Annotated in this window: 23 protein-coding genes; 13 read left to right on the top strand and 10 right to left on the bottom strand. The window is 53.0% G+C overall.

The features are described 5' to 3' along the window. The first annotated feature begins 101 nt into the window (after window positions 1-101). Window positions 102-374 carry a Ni(II)/Co(II)-binding transcriptional repressor RcnR gene (gene rcnR / locus N0B36_RS13315; RefSeq protein WP_016154292.1) on the top strand — a complete coding sequence of 91 codons (273 nt, stop codon included), beginning with the start codon at window positions 102-104 and terminating at the stop codon, window positions 372-374. 53 nt (window positions 375-427) lie between these two features. On the opposite strand, the gene N0B36_RS13310 is transcribed toward rcnR, so the two are convergent. Continuing rightward, window positions 428-1,657, bottom strand: a complete 1,230-nt coding sequence (locus tag N0B36_RS13310; RefSeq protein ID WP_029139645.1) for an amino acid permease — start codon at window positions 1,655-1,657, stop codon at window positions 428-430. 142 nt (window positions 1,658-1,799) lie between these two features. After that, window positions 1,800-2,255 carry a multidrug/biocide efflux PACE transporter gene (locus N0B36_RS13305; RefSeq protein ID WP_016154290.1) on the bottom strand — a complete coding sequence of 152 codons (456 nt, stop codon included), beginning with the start codon at window positions 2,253-2,255 and terminating at the stop codon, window positions 1,800-1,802. Between the two features lie 101 nt (window positions 2,256-2,356). Between N0B36_RS13305 and N0B36_RS13300 the strand changes: the two genes are divergently transcribed. From N0B36_RS13300 to kduD, 4 genes are all read left to right on the top strand, one after another. Next, window positions 2,357-3,241: a LysR family transcriptional regulator gene (locus tag N0B36_RS13300; protein ID WP_016154289.1), complete on the top strand. Its 885-nt coding sequence runs from the start codon at window positions 2,357-2,359 to the stop codon at window positions 3,239-3,241. A gap of 102 nt (window positions 3,242-3,343) precedes the next feature. Further along, window positions 3,344-4,522 carry an acetyl-CoA C-acetyltransferase gene (locus N0B36_RS13295; protein WP_259688478.1) on the top strand — a complete coding sequence of 393 codons (1,179 nt, stop codon included), beginning with the start codon at window positions 3,344-3,346 and terminating at the stop codon, window positions 4,520-4,522. 484 nt (window positions 4,523-5,006) lie between these two features. Beyond that, window positions 5,007-5,843 carry a 5-dehydro-4-deoxy-D-glucuronate isomerase gene (gene kduI, locus N0B36_RS13290; RefSeq protein ID WP_052138002.1) on the top strand — a complete coding sequence of 279 codons (837 nt, stop codon included), beginning with the start codon at window positions 5,007-5,009 and terminating at the stop codon, window positions 5,841-5,843. Window positions 5,844-5,900: 57 nt separating this feature from the next. Next, entirely contained in the window at window positions 5,901-6,662 is a 762-nt protein-coding gene (kduD, locus tag N0B36_RS13285; RefSeq protein ID WP_016154286.1) for a 2-dehydro-3-deoxy-D-gluconate 5-dehydrogenase KduD, read from the top strand. A gap of 144 nt (window positions 6,663-6,806) precedes the next feature. On the opposite strand, the gene N0B36_RS13280 is transcribed toward kduD, so the two are convergent. Beyond that, window positions 6,807-7,133, bottom strand: a complete 327-nt coding sequence (locus N0B36_RS13280; RefSeq protein WP_065554331.1) for a cupin domain-containing protein — start codon at window positions 7,131-7,133, stop codon at window positions 6,807-6,809. Between the two features lie 137 nt (window positions 7,134-7,270). Here N0B36_RS13280 and N0B36_RS13275 point away from each other — a divergent pair, with 137 nt between their 5' ends. Then, complete coding sequence (locus tag N0B36_RS13275) at window positions 7,271-7,978, top strand: aspartate/glutamate racemase (RefSeq protein WP_259688509.1); 708 nt, start codon at window positions 7,271-7,273, stop codon at window positions 7,976-7,978. Here N0B36_RS13275 and N0B36_RS13270 read toward each other — a convergent pair. Further along, on the bottom strand, window positions 7,950-8,885 hold the full coding sequence (locus N0B36_RS13270; protein ID WP_103766709.1) for a LysR family transcriptional regulator: 936 nt from the start codon (window positions 8,883-8,885) through the stop codon (window positions 7,950-7,952). The two genes, N0B36_RS13275 and N0B36_RS13270, sit on opposite strands and share 29 nt — an antisense overlap. 118 nt (window positions 8,886-9,003) lie before the next feature. On the opposite strand from N0B36_RS13270, the gene lysA reads away from it, so the two are divergent. After that, a complete protein-coding gene (lysA, locus tag N0B36_RS13265) occupies window positions 9,004-10,260 on the top strand; it encodes a diaminopimelate decarboxylase (RefSeq protein ID WP_016154282.1) in 1,257 nt (418 codons plus the stop codon). A gap of 51 nt (window positions 10,261-10,311) precedes the next feature. Here the strand turns inward: lysA and N0B36_RS13260 are convergent, their stop codons facing one another. Together N0B36_RS13260 and galR are read right to left on the bottom strand one after the other, a co-directional pair. Then, on the bottom strand, window positions 10,312-11,322 hold the full coding sequence (locus N0B36_RS13260) for a LacI family DNA-binding transcriptional regulator (protein ID WP_008785715.1): 1,011 nt from the start codon (window positions 11,320-11,322) through the stop codon (window positions 10,312-10,314). A gap of 13 nt (window positions 11,323-11,335) precedes the next feature. Next, a complete protein-coding gene (galR, locus tag N0B36_RS13255; protein WP_016157382.1) occupies window positions 11,336-12,364 on the bottom strand; it encodes an HTH-type transcriptional regulator GalR in 1,029 nt (342 codons plus the stop codon). A gap of 598 nt (window positions 12,365-12,962) precedes the next feature. Between galR and aas the strand changes: the two genes are divergently transcribed. Then, window positions 12,963-15,122, top strand: coding sequence for a bifunctional acyl-ACP--phospholipid O-acyltransferase/long-chain-fatty-acid--ACP ligase (gene aas, locus N0B36_RS13250; protein ID WP_016154280.1), 2,160 nt, complete (start codon window positions 12,963-12,965; stop codon window positions 15,120-15,122). Further along, window positions 15,115-16,320, top strand: coding sequence for a lysophospholipid transporter LplT (gene lplT, locus N0B36_RS13245; RefSeq protein ID WP_016154279.1), 1,206 nt, complete (start codon window positions 15,115-15,117; stop codon window positions 16,318-16,320). The genes aas and lplT overlap by 8 nt, the downstream gene beginning before the upstream one ends. Window positions 16,321-16,420: 100 nt before the next feature. Here the strand turns inward: lplT and N0B36_RS13240 are convergent, their stop codons facing one another. The 4 genes from N0B36_RS13240 to mutH form a co-directional block, all read right to left on the bottom strand. After that, window positions 16,421-17,461: an NADP(H)-dependent aldo-keto reductase gene (locus N0B36_RS13240; RefSeq protein WP_016154278.1), complete on the bottom strand. Its 1,041-nt coding sequence runs from the start codon at window positions 17,459-17,461 to the stop codon at window positions 16,421-16,423. A gap of 106 nt (window positions 17,462-17,567) precedes the next feature. Then, window positions 17,568-17,786 carry a lipoprotein YgdR gene (gene ygdR, locus N0B36_RS13235; RefSeq protein WP_000758660.1) on the bottom strand — a complete coding sequence of 73 codons (219 nt, stop codon included), beginning with the start codon at window positions 17,784-17,786 and terminating at the stop codon, window positions 17,568-17,570. Between the two features lie 144 nt (window positions 17,787-17,930). After that, complete coding sequence (locus tag N0B36_RS13230) at window positions 17,931-18,644, bottom strand: TerC family protein (protein ID WP_016154277.1); 714 nt, start codon at window positions 18,642-18,644, stop codon at window positions 17,931-17,933. Window positions 18,645-18,719: 75 nt separating this feature from the next. Further along, window positions 18,720-19,415 (bottom strand): DNA mismatch repair endonuclease MutH, encoded by a 696-nt coding sequence (mutH, locus tag N0B36_RS13225; protein WP_047499360.1) that lies wholly within the window; start codon window positions 19,413-19,415, stop codon window positions 18,720-18,722. 684 nt (window positions 19,416-20,099) lie between these two features. On the opposite strand from mutH, the gene rppH reads away from it, so the two are divergent. From rppH to thyA, 4 genes are all read left to right on the top strand, one after another. After that, a complete protein-coding gene (gene rppH / locus N0B36_RS13220; protein WP_003825602.1) occupies window positions 20,100-20,630 on the top strand; it encodes an RNA pyrophosphohydrolase in 531 nt (176 codons plus the stop codon). A 12-nt stretch (window positions 20,631-20,642) separates the two neighbouring features. Next, window positions 20,643-22,889 (top strand): phosphoenolpyruvate--protein phosphotransferase, encoded by a 2,247-nt coding sequence (gene ptsP, locus N0B36_RS13215; protein ID WP_016154275.1) that lies wholly within the window; start codon window positions 20,643-20,645, stop codon window positions 22,887-22,889. Between the two features lie 164 nt (window positions 22,890-23,053). Continuing rightward, on the top strand, window positions 23,054-23,929 hold the full coding sequence (gene lgt / locus N0B36_RS13210; RefSeq protein WP_003825606.1) for a prolipoprotein diacylglyceryl transferase: 876 nt from the start codon (window positions 23,054-23,056) through the stop codon (window positions 23,927-23,929). A 6-nt stretch (window positions 23,930-23,935) separates the two neighbouring features. Then, entirely contained in the window at window positions 23,936-24,730 is a 795-nt protein-coding gene (thyA, locus tag N0B36_RS13205) for a thymidylate synthase (RefSeq protein WP_003033990.1), read from the top strand. The last annotated feature ends 95 nt before the right edge of the window (window positions 24,731-24,825 follow it).

Here is a 24,825-nt window from a genome sequence, read left to right as displayed (position 1 = left end):
TTAATTTTGCCAGATTCTACTCCCCCCCAGTATTAAATACTACCCCCCAGTAGAATGACGATGGTATTGTCGCTCCAGCCAGACGTTGAAAAGGTATTGCTATGTCACACACGATCCGCGACAAACAAAAGCTGAAAGCCCGAGCCAGTAAGATTCAGGGGCAGGTAGCGGCGTTGAAAACCATGCTGGATGAACCGCATGAATGCGCGGCGGTATTGCAGCAAATAGCGGCGATCCGCGGTGCGGTAAACGGGTTAATGCGCGAGGTGATTAAAGGTCATCTGACCGAGCACATTGTGCATCAGGGCGATGAAATTAAGCGCGAAGAAGATTTGGATGTGGTTTTGAAGGTACTCGATTCGTACATCAAATAAGTCAGTTTAACGGCTCATCCACATACTGATGAATGAGCCGTTAAAAACACGTTCTAGCCAAAAAACATCACAGATACGCACAGCAGACCGACAATCAGGGTGATCAGATTTCCCACTGAACGGTACGGCTTTAGCGCCGGGATCAGATAGGTAGATAATGTCGGCATGATAAACAGAATCATGGCAATCAGCGGCCCGCTAATCGCGTAAATCATTGAAATTGCATTAGGGTTAATGCAGCAAATGATAAACGTAATGGTCGAAACCAGCATAATGGACAGGGCGCGGTTAAAGGCCCGGCTTTTCTTCACTCCCACCTGATGCAACGATGTTTTTACCACCTCGGTTGCCCCTTCAATCACGCCAAAGTAGGTGCCGAGGAACGATTTTGACATCGCCACGACGGCGACAATGATCCCAGAAATTGACAGCCATGCTGGTGCGTTTGGCATCATCGATAGCGCTGACAGAATGGTCACCCCTTCATTCTTCGCGTCCTCGATATAGTTTGTCGGAATCGAAAGCAAACAGCTGAAGACGAAAAACAGCACGCTCAGGCAGATGATGACGTAGGCTACCTTCATGATTTTTTTGCATTTACCCATGGCCTGCTCGCCGTATTTCTCACGTCGGTCGATGGCGAACGTCGAGATAATTGGCGTATGGCTAAAAGCGAAAACCATCACGGGAATAGATATCCAAACCTGATGAAGCGTGTGCTGATCGAAAGACATCTGGCCGGTGAGTAGCGTTGGCTGCCAGCTTCCGGTCAGGTAGAGCGAAAGGAACAAAAAGTACGCGATGAGCGGGAACACCAGAAAGCCCATTACCCGAATGGTTGCTTGTCGGCCCATCAGAAAAATCAGGTTCAGCACCAGCACCACGCCAAGACTGACCAGCATGCGAACACGCAGATCGATGGCGATATGTTTTGCCAGTTGTTCAGTGAGTGAATTGGTTATCGCCACGGCGTAGATCAGTACCACCACAAAGAAGGCAATAAAATAGAGGGTCGTGATCAGGCTGCCTATCTTTTTGCCGTAGTAGTGCGTAACTGCACCAGTGATCCCTTCACCTGCCGAGGTTTTTGAGGACAGGATAAACTGGCACAGCGCCTTGTGCGGCCAGTAGGTTAAAGGCCAGGCGACGAGTGCGGTGATAAACAGTACCACTGCGCCTGCAGAACCCAGCTGTATGGGGAGGAAGAGGGTTCCTGCGCCGACGGCAGTCCCATATAGTGCGAAGCTCCAGAGAGTCTCTTCTTTTGACCAAAATTTCGACATTATTTGAACGTATCAACTATAAAATAAACAAAAAGAAGCGCAATTTACCACAAATGGCAGGGGCTGGGGGAGGTGTCAACAAGCGGGCGAGTGAATGGATCAAAAGCCGGAACCGAGAAGATTCCGGCTATTGTTTGAATTATCAGGCAGTAACGCGCTGCTGGCGACGCTTCATCACGCGCTCGCGTAAAGTGTCATAAGCCCAGTTATAGAACATGGTGTATGGCAGGAAGAACAGGAAGAAACCTATTTCCAACGTGAATGCCTGGAGCAGGCTGACGTTCAGCACATACGCCACGATGCTCACCCCGATGACAATAAAACCGCTCTCGAAGCCTAAGGCGTGGAATGCCCGCACTTTAGCCGTACGTTTTACCAGGTGCGACGGCCACAGTCGGTCAAACAGGGCGTTATAAATGATATTCCAGATCATCGCCGTCGTGGCGAGAAGAATGGTCAGTCCGCCCATTTCCAGCACCGAGCGCTGCATCAACCATGCGGTGGTTGGTGCGAGGATCGCGGTGGCAATGCCTTCAAAGCAGACGGCATGAAAAATTCGCTCCAGTAACGAGCGGCGTTGGACTGTATCGTGTTGCATAATCTAAAACCTTCTTTGATGCCCGGATAACGGAATGGTGGCAATTTTATCGTTTTATGTGATATCTAAAAGATAGTATCCATCGATAAAGTAGATAGTTCATGCGTTACTCTCCTGAAGCGTTAACGGCATTTGTGGAGACCGTTTCCTGCGGCTCATTTTCTGCTGCGGCTCGGCGGCTGCGTAAAAGTCAGTCCACCATCAGCACGGCCATTGCGCATCTGGAAGCCGATCTTGGTTTTGCGCTGTTTGACCGCTCATCACGTCAGCCGACGCTAACCGAAGAAGGTAAGCGGGTGCTGGGCTATGTGCAGGCAATTTTGACGGCCAGCGAACGTCTTGATGAGGCAGCAATTTCGCTGTCGGGTGAAACGGAAGCGCGTCTGACCTTCGTTTTGTCTGACACGCTGCATCCGGATGTGCTGGAAGAATTGATGGTGCAGTTTGACCACAAGTTTCCCCATACCGAGTTTGAATGTCTGATTGGCGAAGATGAAGACGTGATCGATCTGCTGCAAAAAGGACGTGCTCAGGTTGGGTTGATCGAAGCGCGGGAGGATTACCCGACCGACATGGGCGTCACGCGTCTGCCGATGCAAACCTGGATGGGATTATACGTTGCGGCATCACATCCACTGGCGACTCAAGAAAAACTGCAGTGGGAACAGCTACATACCTGGCGAGAGCTGCGGCTGAATACCTATCTGGAGAGCGGCACCAACGTGGCGCGCGGCCCCGTCTGGTCGGCGCCTAACTATTTGTTGCTGCTGAGTATGGCGGTGCAGGGATTCGGCTGGTGCGCGCTCCCTTGTGCGCTGGTGGAGGAGTTTGCGGCAGAAAAACCGCTGGTTCAATTGATGCTGCCCGGCTGGCCAAAGGCTATCTCTATCGATCTGCTGTGGAATAAGAAATCACCGCCTGGCGTGGCGGGAAGTTGGCTGCGCGACCATTTACAGCAGAGTGGCGTTCAGATGACCAATAAATGATACGAATTTCCTTTGTGATAAAAATCACCGTTTTTAAACAACCTTGATAACTCTTTTTAACAATCATCTACTATTGCGGTGTTATTTTGCGCTGAGGTGGTGATGAAAGAGGTTGTGATAGTCGGGGCGTTACGGACACCGATCGGCTGCTTCCAGGGGACGCTGGCGCGCCACTCTGCCGTTGAATTAGGTAGCATGGTAGTCAGGGCGTTACTGGAGCGCACGGGCGTGGACGTTCACGCTGTGGATGAAGTGATCCTCGGGCAAGTGCTTACCGCAGCTGCCGGGCAAAACCCGGCGCGTCAGTCCGCCATCAATGGTGGGCTACCCAATACCGTCTCCGCCATCACCATTAACGATGTCTGCGGCTCGGGTCTGAAAGCGCTGCATCTGGCGACCCAGGCTATCCAGTGCGGCGAAGCCGACATTGTCATTGCGGGCGGACAAGAGAATATGAGCCGTGCGCCGCATGTCCTTACTGATAGCCGTACCGGCGCACAGTTGGGTAACAGTCAACTGGTCGACAGCCTGGTGCATGACGGCCTGTGGGACGCTTTCAACGATTACCATATGGGCGTGACTGCGGAAAATCTGGCGCGGGAATATGGCATCAGCCGTGAACTGCAGGATGCCTACGCACTGCATTCGCAGCACAAGGCGCGGATGGCAATTGATGCCGGGCGCTTTAAAGATGAAATCGTGCCGGTGGTAACGCAGCGTAATGGGCAATCGTTCGTGGTGGATACCGACGAACAGCCGCGCAGCGATGCCAGCGCAGAAGGGCTGGCGCGTCTGGATCCGACCTTCGACAGGCTCGGTTCAGTAACCGCGGGCAACGCGTCATCCATCAATGATGGCGCCGCTGCGGTGATGATGATGAGCGAGGCTAAGGCCCAGGAGCTGGATTTGCCGGTGCTGGCCCGCATTCGTGCCTTTGCCAGCGTCGGGGTCGATCCCGCGCTCATGGGAATTGCGCCGGTGTACGCGACGCGCCGTTGCCTTGAGCGTGTGGGCTGGCAACTGGCTGATGTTGATCTTATCGAGGCCAACGAAGCCTTTGCCGCACAGGCATTGTCCGTTGGGAAAATGCTGGAGTGGGATGAACGGCGGGTGAATGTGAACGGCGGAGCCATTGCGCTTGGTCATCCGATTGGCGCATCTGGCTGCCGTATTCTGGTTTCACTGGTGCATGAAATGGTGAAGCGTCGGGCGCACAAGGGCCTGGCAACGTTATGTATCGGCGGTGGTCAGGGCGTGGCGCTCGCTATCGAGCGAGATTAACCACCCGAAGTTTTCTCTGCTTAAACGCCTTTCCCGCTGTATATCCCCTGCATCTATAAAAAAGCCCTCCAACAGGAGGGCAAGGCCAGTTACAGAAACATACACTCTAAACTCTGCTAACGTATCAAAACGCCGTTTCATTTCATGTGATTAACAGCGCACTTTGTTAGAAAAGGTGTGTGAACGGCGTGTGAGGCTGGTTGTATTTTCAATGTCTTATCCCTACCCCTCATGAACTACTCGTGTTTGTTTTTATCTATCTAATTGTTTTAAATAATTTTATTGAAACCATTCCCGCGATTTATATGCGCTAGCGTGATCGCAATTACACTTTTGATAATAAGACGCAGAAAAAGTGAAACGTTGTTTTATTTGTAATTGAAAACCCATTCCGGGAGGGATATCATGAGCGCATAAGATAAAACGGAACAGCGTTTTGCTATTCGTTTAAGCATTCACGGTCAATTTATCACTGGAGGTAAATGTGGACGTAAGACAAAGCATCCATAGTGCGCATGCGAAAACCCTGGATACTCAGGAGCTGCGTAATGAGTTTTTGGTCGAAGAAGTGTTTGTCCCAGATGAATACACCATGGTCTACAGCCACATTGACCGCATCATTGTTGGCGGCATTATGCCAGTGGCCAAAACCGTCTCTGTGGGTGGCGAAGTCGGCAAACAGCTGGGCGTAACCTACTTCCTCGAGCGTCGTGAGCTGGGTGTGATTAACATCGGTGGCCCGGGCACGATTACCGTTGACGGCCAGTGCTATGAAATTGGTCATCGTGACGCGCTGTACGTCGGGAAAGGGGCCAAAGAAGTGGTATTCGCCAGCATCGATACGGCGAAACCGGCGAAGTTTTACTACAACTGCGCGCCGGCCCACACGACTTATCCAACCAAAAAAGTCACGCCAGCAGACGTTGCGCCAGTAACGCTGGGCGATGACCTCACCAGTAACCGTCGTACCATCAACAAATATTTTGTGCCGGATGTGCTGGAAACCTGCCAGTTGAGCATGGGTCTGACCGAACTGGCGCCGGGTAACCTGTGGAACACCATGCCGTGTCATACCCATGAACGTCGTATGGAAGTCTATTTCTATTTCAATATGGAAGAAGATACCTGCGTCTTCCACATGATGGGGCAGCCTCAGGAAACGCGTCATATTGTGATGCACAACGAGCAGGCGGTGATTTCGCCGAGCTGGTCAATTCACTCCGGCGTTGGCACAAAAGCTTATACGTTCATTTGGGGCATGGTCGGCGAAAACCAGGTCTTTGATGATATGGACCATGTAGCGGTCAAAGATCTGCGCTAGTTGCGGGCGATAGCCGTGCCTGCTGCGGCGGGCATTATAAAAAATTAAGGATTTACAATGATTTTGAATGCATTCTCTCTTGAAGGTAAGGTCGCCGTTGTGACCGGTTGTGACACTGGCCTGGGTCAGGGTATGGCGTTGGGTTTGGCTGAAGCGGGCTGCGATATCGTGGGGATCAACATCGTTGAACCGACGGAAACTATCGAACGCGTGACCGCGCTGGGGCGCCGTTTTTTAAGTCTGACCGCCGACCTGCGTCAAATTGACGGCATTCCGGCGCTGCTGGAGCGCGCAGTGGCAGAATTCGGTCATATCGATATTCTGGTCAACAACGCAGGTCTTATCCGTCGTGACGATGCGATCGACTTCAGCGAAAAAGACTGGGACGACGTGATGAACCTGAACATTAAGAGCGTGTTCTTTATGTCTCAGGCCGCGGCGAAGCACTTTATCGCTCAGGGTAACGGCGGAAAAATTATCAACATCGCCTCTATGCTTTCCTTCCAGGGCGGGATCCGCGTGCCGTCTTACACCGCGTCTAAAAGCGGCGTAATGGGCGTCACCCGCCTGATGGCGAACGAGTGGGCCAAACATAACATCAACGTCAACGCAATTGCGCCGGGTTACATGGCGACGAACAACACTCAACAGCTGCGCGCTGATGAGCAGCGTAGCGCAGAAATTCTCGATCGTATCCCGGCGGGTCGTTGGGGTCTGCCGAGTGACCTGATGGGGCCGATTGTGTTCCTGGCATCCAGCGCATCTGACTATATCAACGGCTATACCGTTGCGGTAGACGGCGGCTGGCTGGCGCGTTAATCTGCTTTCCAGAACCGACAAACCCTGCCCTTTGGCAGGGTTTGTCGGTTAAACATAAGGTGAATGTAGCAATACACCGGAGGCGACATATTCATTCCCTCTGGAACAACATTATGCCGCCAGGCAGATTACGAACAGATAAAATTACGCAGGCAGAAAATCTTCGCGCATGGGCGTAAAGGTATCCAGTAGCGTTCCCGGTTTTAAACAGACGCAGCCATGCATAATGTTGGGCTGTTTATATAGGGTATCGCCTGCCCTAACGACATGCATTTCTTCGCCGATGGTAAATTCAAACTCCCCAGACAAAACGTAAGTCAGCTGCTCATGCGGATGATTGTGCATCGGACCAATCGCGCCTTGCTCGAAGTTCACCTCAACCGCCATCATTTTACCGTCGTGAGCAAGAATGCGTCGGGTAACGCCATTGCCCAGATCTTCAAGGGTGGTCTCTTTATGAAAAATAAACATTCGGCCTTCCTGTAATTAAAACAATGTTTCATTAAACCTATATCAGAAAATTAAAAAAAGAAATGCACGCCAACAGATGTGGAAAGTTGATCACATCTTTGGTTCACTGGAGAGATAACAACAAATCAGGGGAAATGATGAAAACGATCGGTCTGTTAGGCGGTATGAGCTGGGAATCCACCATTCCTTATTATCGACTCATTAATGAAGGGGTAAAACAGCGTCTGGGTGGCCTGCACTCGGCACAGATTCTGTTGCACAGCGTAGATTTTCACGAGATTGAAGCCTGTCAGTCTGGCGGTGACTGGCAGCGGGCTGGGGAGATCCTCGCGCAGGCCGCCGCAGGGCTTCAGCAAGCCGGAGCGGAAGGGATTGTGCTGTGTACCAACACCATGCACAAAGTTGCTGAGGCGATTGAAACCGCCTGTGACGTGCCGTTCCTGCATATTGCCGATGCGACGGGTCGGGCCATACAAAAACAGCAGATGAGCAACGTGGCGCTACTGGGTACGCGCTACACCATGGAGCAGGATTTTTACCGCGGGCGCCTACAGACTGAATTTGGTATTAGTACGCTTATTCCTGAGGCTGATGACCGTCAGAAAATAAACCAGATTATTTTCGACGAGCTGTGCCTCGGTGAGTTCAGCAACGCCTCCCGCCACTACTACCTGAGCGTAATTGATCAGTTGGCTAAACAGGGCGCTCAAGGGGTTATCTTTGGCTGTACCGAGATTGGTCTGCTGGTTCCAGCCGAGCTAAGTCCATTACCGGTTTTCGACACCGCGGCAATCCATGCGCAAGATGCGGTGGCGTTTATGCTTTCGTCTGTGGAGACAAAATAGCCTCCAGCGGATCGATAAGCCTCGGGAGATGGGCTTGCAGATGCGCTGTAAAAGCATCGACCAGCGCCGAGGCAGGGCGATGAAGTGGGTGGATCAGGCTGACCGTAAAGGGTACCGAAATGCTGAAGCGGCGGATAACCACTCCGCTGCTGGCATAATCCAGCGCGGTCAGTGGGTTCACCACCGAGATCCCCACGCCCGCCCGCACCATTGCACAAATTGAAGCGGCGCTGTGGGTTTCAATCACCATGCGGCGCTTCACCTGATGTTCGTTAAACAGGGTGTCCAGTAGCTGACGGTAACTGTCGGTCCGCGACAGGCTGATATAGTTCTCTCCCTGAAAATCCTGCGGCGTTAATACCGCTTTCTCGGTCAGCGGATGCCCCTGCGGCAGTACACACACTTCATCCAGCGCCAGCAATTCGGTGCGTTTCGTTCCGGCTGGCGTATGCAGCGTTTCCGTTAACCCCAGATCGTGGCGCTGCGCCGACAGCCACTCTTCCAACAGTGGTGACTCCTGCGGCACGATCTGAATGTTGACCTGCGGATAGCGCGCGAGAAATGGCTGTAGCAGCGGCGGTAAAAAGGACTGCGAAAATACCGGCAGGCAAACAATCGACAATTCACCTTGACGAAATTCGCGCAGGCTTTCGGCGGCGCTCACAATTCTGTCCAGGCCGTACCACGAACGTTGTACCTCTTCAAACAGACGTAAGCCTTGCACGGTTGGATGCAGTCGGCCACGCGTGCGTTCAAACAGCGTTAATCCCAGGACTTTTTCGAATCGGGCCAGTTCCCGGCTGACGGTGGGCTGCGAGGTATGTAGCATGCGCGCGGCTTCCGTCAGATTGCCTGCGGTCATGATGGCGTGAAAAATTTCAATGTGACGCAGGTTAACCGCGGGCATAAGCAATCCTCGAATGAGCTAATCCATATCATTTTTGCATAGACTCACGATAAAACGATATTTTTTATTCTTTTTGGGCTGTGGCGTAATCATAAAAAAGCCAATACCGGAGCACACCATGCCACGCCCACTCAACAACACAGACACTGACCTGACCGCCGACAACCTGTTGCGCCTGCCTGCCGAATTCGGCTGCCCGGTGTGGGTCTATGATGCGCAGATTATTCGCGCGCAGATTGCCAAACTGAGTCAGTTTGACGTGGTGCGTTTTGCCCAGAAGGCATGTTCGAATATTCATATTTTGCGCCTGATGCGCGAGCAGGGCGTGAAGGTCGATTCCGTCTCGCTTGGCGAAATTGAACGCGCGTTGGCGGCAGGTTTTGTACCGGGCAAAGATGAGATTGTCTTTACCGCCGATATGATTGATGAAGCGACGCTCGCCCGGGTGCATGAATTGAGCATTCCGGTAAATGCCGGGTCGGTCGATATGCTGGAACAACTGGGCCAGCTCTCGCCGGGCCATCGCGTGTGGCTCCGCGTAAACCCTGGCTTTGGGCATGGACACAGTCAGAAAACCAATACCGGGGGAGAGAACAGCAAGCACGGCATCTGGTACAGCGATCTTCCGGCGGCGCTGGAGGTAATTCAGCGCTATAAGCTGAAGTTGGTGGGTATTCATATGCATATCGGCTCTGGCGTGGACTACGCGCATCTGGAGCAGGTGTGCGGCGCGATGGTGCGTCAGGTGGTGGAATTTGGTCAGGATCTGGAGGCGATCTCCGCAGGCGGCGGTTTATCAATCCCGTATCGCGAAGGTGAAGAGGCGATCGACACCGATCACTATTTTGGATTGTGGAACGCCGCGCGCGATAGTATTGCGCGTCATCTGGGTCATGCCGTCAAACTGGAGATCGAACCAGGGCGTTTCCTGGTCGCGGAAGCCGGCGTGTTAGTGGCGCAGGTGCGCAGCGTGAAAGAGATGGGCAGCCGTCACTTTGTGCTGATCGATGCGGGCTTCAACGATCTGATGCGCCCGGCCATGTACGGTAGCTATCACCATATCTCCGCGCTGGCGGGAGATGGTCGTTCTCTGCAACAAACTCCTCAACGGGAAACCGTGGTGGCCGGACCGCTGTGCGAATCAGGCGACGTGTTTACCCAGCAGGAAGGCGGAAATGTGGAAACCCGTCTGTTGCCTGCGGTGGTGCCGGGTGATTATCTGGTTTTGCATGATACCGGGGCGTACGGAGCGTCAATGTCGTCAAACTACAATAGCCGCCCGCTGCTGCCGGAGGTCTTGTTTGATAACGGCGTGGCGCGACTGATTCGTCGTCGCCAGACCATTGATGAGCTGTTAGCGCTGGAATTAATCTGAGTAAAGCTGGCCGGATAAGGTGCTTGCGTCGCCATCCGGCTCTTTTTCATATTACTTAAAGTACGGTCCGAGCGTTACTGAGTCACGTAATACCAGTTTGCCGGTAAACGGAGGGATCGGCTCCACGCTCTCACCGTTGGCCAGACGTATAGCCTGGTCGATTGCCGTGGTTATCATGGTATCAATCGGCAGATAAACGGTAGATAACCCCGGTTCCAGCCATTTGGCGCTGGGCGCATCATCAAAACCAAACAGCGAGACGTCCGTCGGGATCCTCAGTCCGGCCTGATGTAACGCTTTTGATGCACCTAATGCCATGTCATCGTTACAGGCGAACAGGGCGCTGAATTTCACCCCTTCCTCCAGCAGTTCTCGACAGGCTTCATAGCCTCGCGTCATCGTGGAGTCGCCGTATTTAACCTTATCAGGATCCCAGGGAATACCGTTTTTTTCCAGAGCCTTACGATACCCCATCAGGCGGGATTTACCGGTAGGCGTATGGCCTGGCACGGTGATGCAAGCAATATCGCTGTGCCCCTGCGAGATCAGATAATTGACCGCCTGATACGCCGCGTCTTCCTGCTCAAAGAAAATCGCGCGATCGCGGGCCTGACTGACATCACGGTTGATGACCAGCAAGGGCATCGCAATGCTGTTCATCAGCGACATAATCGCCTTTTCACTCATATAGCGGGTATAGAGAATAATGGCATCGCACTGCCTGTCGGCCAGCATTTGCACGGCTTCCTGCTCACGCTCCGGCGTGTCGTGACCATCGGTGACGATCAACTGCTTGCCGTGAGACTCCGTCTGGCGCGAGGCCTGTTGCAGCAGGCGGCCAAAGTAGAATCCATCAAATGTGGAAACCACCAGGCCAATGCTGTTGCTGGTGCGATTCGCTAAAGAGCGCGCTAAAAAGTTGGGCCGATAATCGAGTGCCTGCATGGCCTTGAACACTTTCTGGCGCGTGCTCTCTTTTACCTGACCCGTTCCATTTAGTACGCGCGAAACGGTCGCTTTTGAGACGCCTGCGTGTCGTGAAACGTCCAACATCGTAGTCATGACGCAATCCTGGTTAATCGTTTGACGATGAGTTCCCCGGCTCTGTCAGCGCCGAAACGGAATGGCGACGCACCAGAGTTGGGTTAAAGACGTGGGTAATTTCAGGTGCGGGTCGCTTCTCCGCCAACGCGAGCGCCAGTTCAGCGGCCTGGGTTGCCATAGTTACGATGGGATAGCGTACCGTGGTCAGACGTGGGCGCACATAGCGGGAAATCAGCACATCATCAAAGCCAATCAGCGAGATTTCTCCCGGCACATCAATGCCGTTATCATTCAATACGCCCATGGCGCCAGCCGCCATTGAGTCGTTGTAGCAGGCTACCGCAGTGAAGTTTTTGCCACGACCAAGTAACTCGGTCATGGCCTGTTCACCGCCGCTTTCATCCGGTTCGCCGAAGGTCACCAGTCGATCGCTTACCGGTATATTGCTCTCCGCCAGCGCGTCGTAATAGCCTTGCAGACGATCTTCCGCATCAGAAATACTGTGATTGGAACACAGGTAGCCAATGCGCGTATGGCCCTGCTGAATAAGGTGTCGGGTAGCGAGCCACGCGCCGAAACGGTCGTCGAGGGCAACGCAGCGTTGTTCGAATCCCGGCAGAATTCGGTTAATCAATACCATGCCGGGGATTTGCTTCATTAATGAAGCCAAGTCCGCATCCGGGATGATTTTGGCATGGACAACAAGGGCCGCGCAGCGGTGGCGAATGAGCTGTTCAATCGCCTGACGTTCCTTCTGTTCATTATGGTAGCCGTTGCCAATCAGCAAAAAATTCCCGGTGTTATAGGCCACCTGCTCGACAGCTTTAACCATTGCCCCAAAGAATGGATCGGACACATCACCAACGACCAGTCCGATGGTTTCAGTGGATTGTTGCGCCAGTGCACGCGCATTCGCATTGGGGTGGTAGCTGAGTGATTCCATTGCACTCGTTACGGCCAGACGCGATGCTTCGCTGGCTTTGGGGGAATCATTGATCACTCGAGAAACGGTGGCGACTGATACACCAGCTAGTCGGGCTACATCCTTTATGGTCGCCATGATAGTACCTGTTGTGGGTAAACGCTTACATTCCGTCAGTGTTACGGAAAATGGCTGGCTGTTCAAGCAGATTGCCCGTCAGGACCTCGCAAATGTGAGCGCGCGCGAGCGAAGTAAGACAGAAAATAGAAAATGCTAATTTTTGCTTACACTTTGCGATGTGCTGTTGCGATTGTTCGCTGGTGGGAGAACTGAGCGGATTGCTAAAGTTGGGATCCCAGAGGTATTGATAGGTGAAATCAACTTTCGGGTTGATCACTAGAATTACACCAGCCTGCGCAGATGCGCAGGTTTTTTTTTGCCTTCAGCCTATCTGTAACAGTAACCGATAATTTACACAACTCGTTGCATTTGGGTTCATTCCTTTGCGTTTTCGTACTGGCGTATCTGGCTGCTGACGACCACAATCAAGATCCCAGAGGTATTGATTGGTGAGATTATTCGGTACGCACTTCGTACCTGTCTCTTGCACCGACCTGCGCGGATGCGCAGGTTTTTTTTCGGACTGTATTTACCTGTTTACCTGTCGCGCCCATTCCCCAACTCGTATACTCTCCCACCATTAATGTTTCTATAATTAATGGCACAGGGAGTTGAGATGCTATTTGGCTTTTTTCGTAATCTGTTTCGCGTGCTTTTCCGCGTTCGCGTCACGGGCAATGTCAGCGCGCTACAGGGAGAACGCGTTCTAATCACTCCCAACCATGTCTCATTTATAGACGGCATCCTGCTGGCGCTATTTTTACCGATTCGTCCCGTCTTCGCCGTTTACACCTCGATCAGCCAGCAATGGTATATGCGCTGGCTAACCCCGCTGATTGACTTTGTGCCGTTAGACCCAACCAAACCGATGTCGATTAAGCATCTGGTCCGTCTGGTCGAGCAGGGCCGTCCGGTGGTGATTTTTCCCGAAGGACGCATTTCGACCACCGGTTCGTTGATGAAAATATATGACGGTGCCGGGTTTGTCGCCGCGAAGTCGGGAGCGACGGTCGTTCCTGTCCGCATTGAGGGGGCAGAGCTTTCCCACTTCAGCCGCCTGAAAGGTCTGGTTAAACAGCGATTCTTCCCGCGTATCCAACTGCACATTCTACCGCCGACTCAAATGCCAATGCCGGAAGCCCCGCGAGCTCGCGATCGCCGCAAAATCGCCGGTGAAATGCTACATCAAATTATGATGGAAGCTCGCATGGCGGTACGCCCGCGTGAAACGCTATACGAGTCGCTGCTGGCGGCAAAATACCGTTTTGGCGCGGGCAAAAACTGCATTGAAGATGTTAACTTTACGCCGGACAGCTACCGCAAACTGCTGACTAAGACGCTCTTTGTGGCCCGTATTCTGGAAAAATACAGCGCCGAAGGTGAAAAAATCGGCCTGATGCTGCCAAATGCGGGGATCAGCGCGGCGGTCATTTTTGGTGCCATTGCGCGTCGACGCATTCCGGCCATGATGAACTACACGGCGGGCGTGAAAGGGTTAACCAGCGCCATTACTGCGTCTGAAATCAAAACGATCTTCACTTCCCGACAGTTTCTCGATAAAGGCAAACTCTGGCATCTACCGGAACAGCTCACCCAGGTACGCTGGGTTTATCTGGAAGATTTAAAAGCCGATGTGACGTTGAGCGATAAGCTGTGGATTTTCTCACATCTGCTGGCACCGCATCTGGCGCAGGTGAAACAGCAGCCGGAAGAGGCTGCGGTGATCCTCTTTACGTCTGGTTCGGAAGGCCATCCGAAAGGCGTGGTCCACAGCCACAAGAGTATTCTGGCGAACGTTGAGCAGATTAAAACGATTGCCGATTTCACCGCCGATGACCGCTTTATGTCGGCACTGCCGCTGTTCCACTCCTTTGGCCTGACGGTGGGATTATTCACGCCGCTACTGACCGGTGCGGAAGTGTTTCTTTATCCCAGCCCGCTTCATTACCGTATTGTGCCGGAGCTGGTATACGACCGGAACTGCACCGTGTTGTTTGGTACTTCAACGTTCCTCGGTAACTATGCGCGTTTCGCGCATCCGTACGATTTCCACCGCCTGCGCTATGTGGTGGCTGGCGCGGAAAAACTGCAAGACAGCACAAAGCAGCTATGGCAGGAGAAATTTGGTCTGCGCGTCCTTGAAGGCTATGGCGTGACGGAATGTGCGCCGGTTGTGTCGATCAATGTACCGATGGCGGCAAAATCAGGAACGGTAGGGCGCATTTTGCCTGGCATGGATGCCCGACTGCTGGCTGTTCCGGGTATTGAGGACGGTGGGCGTTTACAACTGAAAGGCCCGAATATTATGAGCGGCTATTTGCGCGTCGAAAAACCTGGCGTGCTGGAAGTGCCGACGGCAGAAAATGCGCAGGGTGAGATTGAGCGCGGCTGGTATGACACCGGAGACATCGTCCGCTTTGATGAAAACGGCTTTGTACAGATCCAGGGGCGCGCCAAGCGTTTTGCTAAAATTGCCGGAGAGATGGTCTCGCTGGAAATGGTTGAGCAACTGGCATTGGCGGTATCTGCAGACAAAATGCACGCCACGGCGATCAAGAGCGATGCCAGCAAAGGTGAGGCGCTGGTGCTGTTCACTACCGACAGCGAACTCACGCGTGAAAAACTACAGCAGTATGCGCGAGCGCATGGCGTGCCTGAACTTGCCGTGCCGCGTGATATTCGCCACCTGAAGCAACTCCCATTGCTCGGCAGCGGTAAGCCGGATTTTGTTACGCTGAAAAGCTGGGTCGATGAGCCGGAAAAACAACATGATTGAGTCAGCGCACACTAACACTTCAATCTGGTCCAAAGGAATGATGTCCGTCATCGCCGCGCAGTTTCTGTCGGCGTTTGGCGATAACGCACTGCTGTTCGCTACGCTGGCGCTGCTGAAGGAACAATTTTATCCGGACTGGAGCCAGCCAATCCTGCAAATGGTGTTTGTGGGCGCTTACATCCTGTTTGCACCATTTGTTGGACAGGTGGCGGATAGCTTTGCCAAAGGCAGAGTGATGATGTTCGCGAACGCCCTGAAACTGCTGGGCGCGGCGAGTATTTGCTTCGGCATTAATCCGTTTCTCGGGTATACGCTGGTGGGGATTGGCGCGGCCGCGTACTCACCGGCCAAGTATGGCATTCTCGGTGAATTGACCACCGGTGACAAACTGGTGAAAGCCAACGGCCTGATGGAAGCCTCCACCATCGCCGCGATTTTGCTCGGTTCTGTCGCTGGTGGCGTTCTGGCCGACTGGCATGTGATTGCCGCGCTTTCTGCCTGTGCGCTGGCCTATGCTGGCGCCGTGGTGGCTAACCTGTACATCCCGAAACTGGCCGCGGCTCGTCCTGGCCAATCCTGGCATTTGGGGAAAATGACGCGCAGTTTCTTCTGCGCCGCTTCTTCGCTGTGGCGCAACGGTGAAACCCGTTTTTCGTTGGTCGGAACCAGCCTTTTTTGGGGCGCGGGTGTCACGCTGCGTTTTCTGCTGGTGCTGTGGGTTCCGGTGGCGCTCGGCATCACCGATAACGCTACACCGACCTACCTCAATGCCATGGTAGCGATTGGGATTGTCGTAGGCGCGGGGGCGGCAGCGAAGCTGGTGACGCTGGAAACCGTGTCGCGCTGTATGCCAGCGGGGATCCTGATTGGCGTCGTGGTGCTGATTTTCTCACTTCAGCATGCGCTGCTTCCGGCTTACGCGTTGCTGATGCTTATCGGCGTGTCAGGTGGCTTCTTTGTGGTACCGCTGAATGCGTTGCTGCAGGAGCGGGGCAAGAAAAGCGTTGGTGCGGGTAATGCGATCGCGGTGCAAAACCTGGGCGAAAACAGCGCGATGCTGCTGATGCTCGGGATTTACTCACTGGCAGTGCTGGTGGGGATCCCGGCGGTAGCGATTGGTATTGGATTCGGCGCGCTGTTTGCGCTGGCGATTGCGGCGCTGTGGATTTGGCAGCGCCGCCAGCCTGGTACGAGATGAGTGAACAATGAATGTGCCGGATGGCAGCGTCGCCTTATCTGGCCTACAGAGAGCATCAATTTGTAGGTCTGATAAGCGTAGCGCCATCAGGCACTAACCGTCACGGTGCAGGATAGGTATACACCTGATGCACCGCTTCAATCTCTGCCAGTACTTCTTCGCTCAACTCCAGATGCAGGCTTTCAACGTTGGTTTTTAGCTGCTCCATCGTCGTGGCTCCCAGCAGGGTGCTGGCGACAAACGGCTGACGACGCACGAATGCCAGCGCCATTTGCGCAGGATCCAGATTATGGCGTTTCGCGATATCCACATAGGCCGCAACGGCTTTTTGCGTTTGCTCGCCGCTGTAACGCGTGAAACGGCTAAACAGCGTATTGCGTGCACCGGCTGGCTTCGCGCCGTTCAGGTATTTACCGGTTAATGTACCGAAGCCAAGGCAAGAGTAGGCCAGCAGTTCAACGCCTTCATACTGGCTCACTTCCGCCAGTCCAACCTCAAAGCTGCGATTCAGCAGGCTGTAGGGGTTCTGGATGGTGGCGATGCGCGGCAGATCGTGTTTGTCCGCCAGGTGCAGGTAGCGCATCACGCCAAACGCGGTTTCATTGGACACGCCGATGTAGCGAATTTTCCCCGCGCGCTGAAACTCTGCCAGCGCATCCAGCGTATCCAGCAGCGAAACGACCGGCGCAGAGTCCGTCCAGCTGTAGCCTAACTTACCAAAGCAGTTAGTCGGGCGCTGCGGCCAGTGAACCTGATACAGATCCAGGTAATCGGTTTGCAGTCTTTTCAGGCTGTCGTGCAGCGCTTCACGGATATTTTTACGGTCCAGCGCCTGATTCGGTCGAATACCGCTGTCGTTGTTACGTGAAGGCCCACTGACCTTAGAAGCAACGATTAGCTTTTCACGGCTGCCGTGTTTGGCGAGCCAGTTACCTACGTAGGTTTCGGTGAGACCCTGGGTTTCAGGACGCGGCGGTACCGGATACATCTCGGCAACGTCGATCAAATTTATGCCTTGTTCTACGGCATAATCGAGCTGTGCATGTGCGTCGGCTTCGCTGTTTTGTTCACCAAACGTCATTGTGCCCAGCCCCAGTGTACTGACTTCAAGCGAGCTGTGGGGTATACGGTGATATTGCATAGCCGTTTCCTTTTTATAATCACGACATAAGGATTATAAAAATGGCTGAGGGAAGAGAAAAAGGGAAGTAAAATTGTTAAGGCCAGCGCGCTGCTGACCTCAACCATCAGCGTTCAATGATTTGAGACACATCATCGCGATTAATCTGCATCGCATTGCCTTGCTGGTCGTGATAGCTCACCAGACCGGTATCATCGTCAATTTCTGGTTTTCCATCGGTCAGGATCATTCGACCATCTTTTGTCGCCATAACATAATCACTGCTGCATCCGGAAACGGCAAAAGCCAGTCCTACGGCGGAAATCAAAACTGCCCATTTTTTCATCTGCTTATCCTCACATGGCCTGCATCTGACAATAGTTTAGTAATAACGCGAAGTTGTGCATGGCGAAAGCAGTAAAATCTTAAACTGTGAGAAGAGGTAGGTGTGGCGCGCATTCGCTCCCCGTGCGGGGAGCGATGGATTTCATCAGAGCGGATTTTTTTTATTACGCCACAGGTTCAGGGTCTCTACCGCAATAGAGAAGAACATGGCGAAATAGATATATCCTTTCGGAACGTGGACGTCGAAACTTTCCAGAATTAGCGTGAAACCGACCAGAATCAGGAACGAGAGCGCCAGCATTTTTACCGAAGGATGGCGATCGACAAAATCGCCAATCGGGCGTGCAGCAAACATCATCACACCCACGGCAATCACCACTGCCGCCATCATGATAAACAGATGATCGGACAAGCCTACCGCAGTAATCACGGAATCCAGGCTGAAGATAATGTCTAACAACATGATCTGCACAATCGCGCCCAGAAAAGAGGAAACGCGGGTTTTCAGCCCCTCTTCCTCACCTTCAATGGATTCGTGGATCTCCTTACTGGCTTTCCAGATCAGGAACAATCCCCCGAGTAGAAGGATCAGGTCGCGCGCTGATATTGCCTCGCCAAACACTTCGAATAGCGGGTTTGTCAGACGCGTTACCCAGGCGATAGAGGCCAGTAGTGCCAGACGCATGATCATCGCCGCCGCAAGCCCAATACGTCGGGCATGATTGCGTTGCGCTGTCGGGAGTTTGGCTACAACCAGAGAGAGGAAAATAATATTGTCGATCCCAAGAACGATCTCCAGCAGCGTCAGCGTACCGAGCGCAAGCCAGGCGTTAGGATCGGTTATCCATGCAAATAACATCGAACAAAGTCCTGCCAAAAAAAAGAAGCGGTAATTATAGGCCCGTAACGCGGCGGGTGAAAGACCGGACGGTGCCTATTGCGCCTGGAACAAGAAATGTCGCTCAAGCAATGCGCGCGTGAAGTTCTTTTTCAAGTAAAAACCGCGTGGTAGGGTCAGGATGGGTTCGCCATGGGCGCCAATTGCCTCGGTAAGCGCTCGGGCGTTGGCGGCTTTAGGACGCAGCTGTAGCACTTCCCCATGGCGGGCAGTGATGCGTTCGACGTGGCCTAACACTATCATGTCCATCAACTCTTCCCAGTCCAGACGCAATTGCCGGTCTTCTTCTTCATTCGGGCTCCACAGCAGGGGAGAACCGACGCGGCGCTCCGCCAGCGGGATGCTACGTTCGCCTTCTACCGGGATCCACAGAACGCGTTTAAGTTTGTGCCGCACATGGCTGGTTTCCCAGGTAACGCCGGTATTGCCGGTTAACGGTGCCACGCACACAAAGGTGGTTTCCAGCGGTCTGCCAAGGCTATCCACTGGGATTGTTTTCAGCTCCACGCCCAGCGCCGCAAAATCCTGTTCCGGTTTGCTGCCCGCACTGGCGCCGAGCCAGATTTCCAGTAGTACGCCAATCCAGCCTTTATCGCGCTTGAGATCCTTGGGTGCGACGAGTCCTGCCATTGCCGCCAACTCTCCTAGCGCGTAGCCCGAAAGCAGCCGTGCCTGACTCAACAACTGGGCTTCAGATTCAGGGGGAGAAAGCAGCGGATGGAGTTCTGACATCGGGTTAACCCTTAGGTGAAAAAATGAGCAAAGATTTTATACCGTGTGGACAGAGTTTATCTTTTTCCACATGCTTTATTCAATTCTATGATTTATATTGGTTTTTAGATTCACATACGCAGAGTTGCGCAACAGCGAAGCGGGTTTTCCAATTCTGGTCACTGACAATGAACAGGATCTTACACCATGTTATCCACAGAAAGATGGGATAACTGTGAAAAACCCCCACTACTGTTTCAATTTACAGCCTTGACGTGCGACGAAAATCGAATTTTCACACAAATTGTGCCTAACTTATTGGCATAATCTGTGGATAAAACCAACGCTGGTCGATCTTTCATCAGCCTGAAGATCGTGTGCGTGATACACGTCACATTTCTATGGGTTTGTTTGCGCTGAACGGTTTTAACTTTATGAATATAGAAGATTATTTTTGATATGTGACGAATGTCTTATTCGGACTGTTCTGGGTTTTCCCATAGTAATTCCGTACTTCTTCACAACTATATCCACAGAAAAGGTGAATAAAATCGCCTTGCTTGCCCTTCTTCTGTTTATAACTCCGCCCTTAGCTGTGAGTTATTCAATTGTTATTAGAGTATCGCGCCCTTAACAGAGTGGTTTACCGCCTCTCTGGAGTGTGAAACAATCGTTTGTATATAAGGTTTATATTGAGGTAGTCCGGTGATTGATGACGATGGCTACCGCCCGAATGTAGGGATAGTAATTTGTAACCGCCAGGGGCAGGTCATGTGGGCCCGGCGATTTGGTCAGCACTCCTGGCAATTCCCGCAAGGCGGGATAAATGCAGGAGAGACAGCAGAGCAGGCGATGTACCGGGAACTCTTTGAAGAAGTGGGTCTCAGTCGTAAAGATGTACGGATCCTTGCTTCTACTCGTAACTGGTTGCGTTACAAGTTACCGAAACGTTTGGTGCGTTGGGACACGAAGCCGGTTTGTATCGGCCAGAAACAAAAATGGTTTCTTCTGCAATTGGTCAGCAGCGATGCTGAAATCAATATGCAAACCAGCAGTACACCTGAGTTCGACGGCTGGCGCTGGGTGAGTTACTGGTATCCGGTTCGACAGGTGGTGTCATTTAAACGCGATGTCTATCGCAGGGTGATGAAAGAATTCGCAAGTGTTGTCATGGCGCTTCAGGAAAGCACTCCTAAGCCGCAAAGCGCACCTGCGTACAGACGTAAAAGAGGTTAAGCTACGCAAATTATGCTCACCCGCCTGCGCGAAATAGTCGAAAAGGTGGCCAGTGCTCCGCGTCTGAATGAAGCGCTGAATATTCTGGTTACCGACATCTGTCTTGCGATGGATACAGAGGTCTGTTCGGTTTACTTGGCCGATCACGATCGACGTTGTTATTACCTCATGGCGACCCGGGGACTGAAGAAACCGCGTGGTCGTACTGTCGCACTCGCGTTTGATGAAGGTATCGTTGGCCTGGTTGGCAGGCTGGCGGAACCTATCAACCTCGCCGATGCGCAAAAACATCCCAGCTTTAAATACATCCCTTCGGTAAAAGAAGAGCGTTTTCGTGCGTTCTTAGGCGTACCGATTATTCAGCGCCGTCAGCTGTTAGGTGTGCTGGTGGTCCAGCAGCGCGAATTGCGCCAGTACGATGAAAGTGAAGAGTCTTTCCTCGTCACGCTCGCTACGCAAATGGCGGCGATTCTTTCGCAGTCGCAGCTAAACGCGCTGTTCGGCCAATACCGGCAAACGCGCATCCGCGCATTGCCCGCCGCGCCTGGCGTGGCAATAGCCGAAGGCTGGCAGGATGCGACGCTGCCGCTGATGGAGCAGGTCTATCAGGCTTCAACGTTGGATCCGGCGCTTGAGCGCGAGCGGCTCACCGGTGCGCTGGAAGAGGCGGCGAATGAATTCCGCCGCTACAGCAAACGCTTTACCGCCGGGGCGCAGAAAGAAACGGCGGCGATTTTTGATCTCTATTCACACTTGCTTTCCGATACTCGTCTGCGCCGTGAGCTGTTTGCGGAAGTGGATAACGGTTCGGTGGCCGAGTGGGCCGTTAAAACGATCATTGAAAAGTTTGCCGAACAGTTTGCCGCGCTGAGTGATAACTACCTCAAAGAGCGGGCCGGAGATTTACGCGCGCTGGGCCAGCGTCTGCTGTTCCATCTTGACGACTCGATCCAGGGGCCGAATACCTGGCCGGAACGTTTTGTGCTGGTGGCGGATGAGCTTTCCGCCACCACGCTGGCGGAACTTCCTCAGGACCGCTTAGTCGGTGTGGTTGTCCGGGACGGCGCGGCCAACTCTCATGCGGCTATTATGGTTCGTGCGCTGGGTATCCCTACCGTCATGGGGGCCGATATCCAGCCATCGGTGTTACACCGCCGTACGCTGGTAGTGGACGGTTATCGCGGTGAACTGCTGGTCGATCCAGAACCGGTATTGATCCAGGAATACCAGCGTCTTATCAGTGAAGAAATAGAACTGAGCCGCCTGGCGGAAGATGACGTCAACCAGCCAGCACAGTTGAAAAGCGGCGAGCGCGTGAAGGTGATGCTCAATGCTGGCCTCAGCCCGGAGCATGAAGAGAAGCTGGGGAGCCGGATCGACGGCATTGGCCTGTATCGCACCGAAATCCCGTTCATGCTGCAAAGCGGTTTTCCTTCGGAAGAAGAACAGGTTGCGCAGTATCAGGGCATGCTGCAAATGTTTAACGACAAGCCGGTGACTCTGCGTACGCTGGATGTCGGCGCCGATAAACAACTGCCCTACATGCCGATCAGTGAAGAGAACCCGTGCCTTGGCTGGCGTGGCATTCGCATAACGCTCGATCAGCCGGAGATCTTTTTGATCCAGGTTCGGGCCATGCTGCGTGCCAACGCGGCAACCGGCAACCTGAGCATTTTGCTGCCGATGGTCACCAGCATTGATGAAGTGGACGAAGCGCGACGTTTGATTGAACGCGCCGGACGCGAAGTGGAAGAGATGATCGGCTACGCGATCCCAAAACCGCGCATTGGCATCATGCTGGAAGTTCCGTCGATGGTGTTTATGCTGCCGCATCTGATAAACCGGATAGACTTTATCTCGGTCGGAACCAACGATCTCACCCAGTACATTTTGGCTGTCGATCGTAACAATACGCGGGTGGCCAGCATTTATGACAGCCTGCATCCGGGTATGTTACGTGTGCTGGCGATGATTGCGCAGGAAGCCGAAAGAAGCGGTATCGATTTGCGATTGTGCGGTGAAATGGCGGGCGACCCGATGTGCGTGGCCATTCTGATCGGCCTGGGTTTTCGCCATTTGTCGATGAACGGTCGTTCCGTGGCTCGCGTTAAATATCTGCTGCGCCATATCGATTTTGATGAGGCGCAAACTCTGGCGCAACGCAGTCTGGAAGCGCAGATGGCGACAGAAGTACGCCATCAGGTGGCGGCTTTTATGGAACGCCGTGGCATGGGGGGACTGATTCGCGGGGGATTGTGAATCGAGGGCTGGTAACAGTAGGTATACATATCTTTTAACTGTAATCGGCATCCGCTGCGATCCCCATGTGCTATCATTCGCACCTTTGGAGCGCCTGCATTATGCAGGCGCGCTTATCAATTGCTGTCTGACTTCAGCGAAATAACAAGAACTTATGGTGACAGATGACCAGTAGCTATCTGCATTTTCCGGATTTCGATCCGGTCATTTTCTCAATCGGACCCGTCGCGCTTCACTGGTACGGCTTAATGTATTTGGTGGGGTTTATATTTGCGATGTGGCTGGCGACGCGCCGTGCTAATCGTCCGGGCAGTGGCTGGACCAAAAATGAAGTAGAAAATCTACTGTATGCGGGCTTCCTCGGGGTTTTCCTCGGAGGACGTATTGGTTACGTACTGTTCTATAACTTCCCGTTATTCCTCGATAATCCGCTGTATCTGTTCCGCGTTTGGGACGGCGGGATGTCCTTCCACGGTGGGCTGATTGGTGTGATCCTGGTGATGATTATCTTCGCCAAACGCACCAAGCGTTCGTTCTTCCAGGTTTCTGATTTCATTGCCCCGCTGATTCCGTTTGGTCTGGGCGCAGGGCGTCTGGGCAACTTTATCAACGGTGAGCTGTGGGGACGCGTTGATCCGAACTTCAAGTACGCCATGCTGTTCCCGGGCTCCCGTACCGAAGACATTTTACTGCTGCAAACTAACCCGCAATGGCAGTCTATTTTTGATACCTACGGCTCGCTGCCGCGCCATGCCTCACAGCTTTATGAGATGGCGCTGGAAGGCGTTGTGCTGTTTATCATTCTTAATCTGTACATTCGTAAACCGCGCCCGATGGGCTCGGTATCCGGTCTGTTCCTGATTGGTTATGGCGCGTTTCGTATTATCGTTGAATTCTTCCGCCAGCCGGATGCACAGTTTACCGGCACCTGGGTACAGTACATTAGCATGGGACAGATCCTCTCAATCCCGATGATTGTCGCAGGCATTATTATGATGGTTTGGGCGTACCGCCGCAGCCCACAGCAACACGTTTCCTGAGGAACCATGAAACAGTATTTAGAACTGATGCAAAAAGTGCTGGATGAAGGCACACAGAAAAACGACCGTACCGGAACCGGAACGCTTTCCATTTTTGGTCATCAGATGCGTTTTAATCTGCAGGAAGGGTTCCCGCTGGTTACGACTAAACGCTGTCATTTACGCTCGATCATTCATGAACTGCTGTGGTTTTTGCAGGGCGACACCAACGTTGCCTACCTGCATGAAAACAACGTCTCAATCTGGGACGAATGGGCGGATGAAAACGGTAATCTGGGCCCGGTTTATGGCAAACAGTGGCGTGCGTGGCCTACGCCAGACGGTCGTCATATTGACCAGATCACCACGGTGTTAAACCAGCTCAAAAATGACCCGGACTCTCGCCGAATTATCGTTTCTGCATGGAACGTCGGTGAGCTGGATAAAATGGCACTGGCGCCGTGCCACGCGTTCTTCCAGTTTTACGTGGCGGATGGCAAGCTCTCCTGCCAGTTGTATCAGCGTTCGTGCGATGTGTTCCTCGGTTTGCCGTTTAACATTGCCAGCTACGCCTTGCTGGTACACATGATGGCGCAGCAGTGCGATCTGGAAGTGGGTGATTTTGTCTGGACCGGCGGCGACACGCACCTGTACAGCAACCATATGGATCAAACGCATCTGCAGCTTAGCCGCGAACCGCGCGCGCTGCCGAAGCTGGTCATCAAACGTAAGCCTGAATCTATCTTTGACTATCGCTTCGAAGATTTCGAAATTGAAGGCTACGATCCGCATCCTGGTATTAAAGCGCCAGTGGCTATCTAATCGGCTTCATGCTGTCACAACCGACGCCCGTGCGCGTCGGTTTTTTTTGTCTCAAATCGCGTTCTTCGGCGTGGGTTCCTGAAATATTGCAACGA

This window comes from Citrobacter sp. XY323 (assembly GCF_025106035.1).
GTDB lineage: Bacteria > Pseudomonadota > Gammaproteobacteria > Enterobacterales > Enterobacteriaceae > Citrobacter > Citrobacter braakii.
This window is presented reverse-complemented; position numbering and strand designations above follow the sequence as displayed.

Excerpts from the sequence above, each read along its gene's own strand:
- rcnR (WP_016154292.1), top strand. The coding sequence starts at position 102 with ATGTCACACACGATCCGCGACAAACAAAAGCTGAAAGCCCGAGCCAGT.
- N0B36_RS13310 (WP_029139645.1), bottom strand. The coding sequence starts at position 1,657 with ATGTCGAAATTTTGGTCAAAAGAAGAGACTCTCTGGAGCTTCGCACTA.
- N0B36_RS13305 (WP_016154290.1), bottom strand. The coding sequence starts at position 2,255 with ATGCAACACGATACAGTCCAACGCCGCTCGTTACTGGAGCGAATTTTT.
- N0B36_RS13300 (WP_016154289.1), top strand. The coding sequence starts at position 2,357 with ATGCGTTACTCTCCTGAAGCGTTAACGGCATTTGTGGAGACCGTTTCC.
- N0B36_RS13295 (WP_259688478.1), top strand. The coding sequence starts at position 3,344 with ATGAAAGAGGTTGTGATAGTCGGGGCGTTACGGACACCGATCGGCTGC.
- kduD (WP_016154286.1), top strand. The coding sequence starts at position 5,901 with ATGATTTTGAATGCATTCTCTCTTGAAGGTAAGGTCGCCGTTGTGACC.
- N0B36_RS13280 (WP_065554331.1), bottom strand. The coding sequence starts at position 7,133 with ATGTTTATTTTTCATAAAGAGACCACCCTTGAAGATCTGGGCAATGGC.
- N0B36_RS13275 (WP_259688509.1), top strand. The coding sequence starts at position 7,271 with ATGAAAACGATCGGTCTGTTAGGCGGTATGAGCTGGGAATCCACCATT.
- N0B36_RS13270 (WP_103766709.1), bottom strand. The coding sequence starts at position 8,885 with ATGCCCGCGGTTAACCTGCGTCACATTGAAATTTTTCACGCCATCATG.
- lysA (WP_016154282.1), top strand. The coding sequence starts at position 9,004 with ATGCCACGCCCACTCAACAACACAGACACTGACCTGACCGCCGACAAC.
- N0B36_RS13260 (WP_008785715.1), bottom strand. The coding sequence starts at position 11,322 with ATGACTACGATGTTGGACGTTTCACGACACGCAGGCGTCTCAAAAGCG.
- galR (WP_016157382.1), bottom strand. The coding sequence starts at position 12,364 with ATGGCGACCATAAAGGATGTAGCCCGACTAGCTGGTGTATCAGTCGCC.
- aas (WP_016154280.1), top strand. The coding sequence starts at position 12,963 with ATGCTATTTGGCTTTTTTCGTAATCTGTTTCGCGTGCTTTTCCGCGTT.
- lplT (WP_016154279.1), top strand. The coding sequence starts at position 15,115 with ATGATTGAGTCAGCGCACACTAACACTTCAATCTGGTCCAAAGGAATG.
- N0B36_RS13240 (WP_016154278.1), bottom strand. The coding sequence starts at position 17,461 with ATGCAATATCACCGTATACCCCACAGCTCGCTTGAAGTCAGTACACTG.
- ygdR (WP_000758660.1), bottom strand. The coding sequence starts at position 17,786 with ATGAAAAAATGGGCAGTTTTGATTTCCGCCGTAGGACTGGCTTTTGCC.
- N0B36_RS13230 (WP_016154277.1), bottom strand. The coding sequence starts at position 18,644 with ATGTTATTTGCATGGATAACCGATCCTAACGCCTGGCTTGCGCTCGGT.
- mutH (WP_047499360.1), bottom strand. The coding sequence starts at position 19,415 with ATGTCAGAACTCCATCCGCTGCTTTCTCCCCCTGAATCTGAAGCCCAG.
- ptsP (WP_016154275.1), top strand. The coding sequence starts at position 20,643 with ATGCTCACCCGCCTGCGCGAAATAGTCGAAAAGGTGGCCAGTGCTCCG.
- lgt (WP_003825606.1), top strand. The coding sequence starts at position 23,054 with ATGACCAGTAGCTATCTGCATTTTCCGGATTTCGATCCGGTCATTTTC.
- thyA (WP_003033990.1), top strand. The coding sequence starts at position 23,936 with ATGAAACAGTATTTAGAACTGATGCAAAAAGTGCTGGATGAAGGCACA.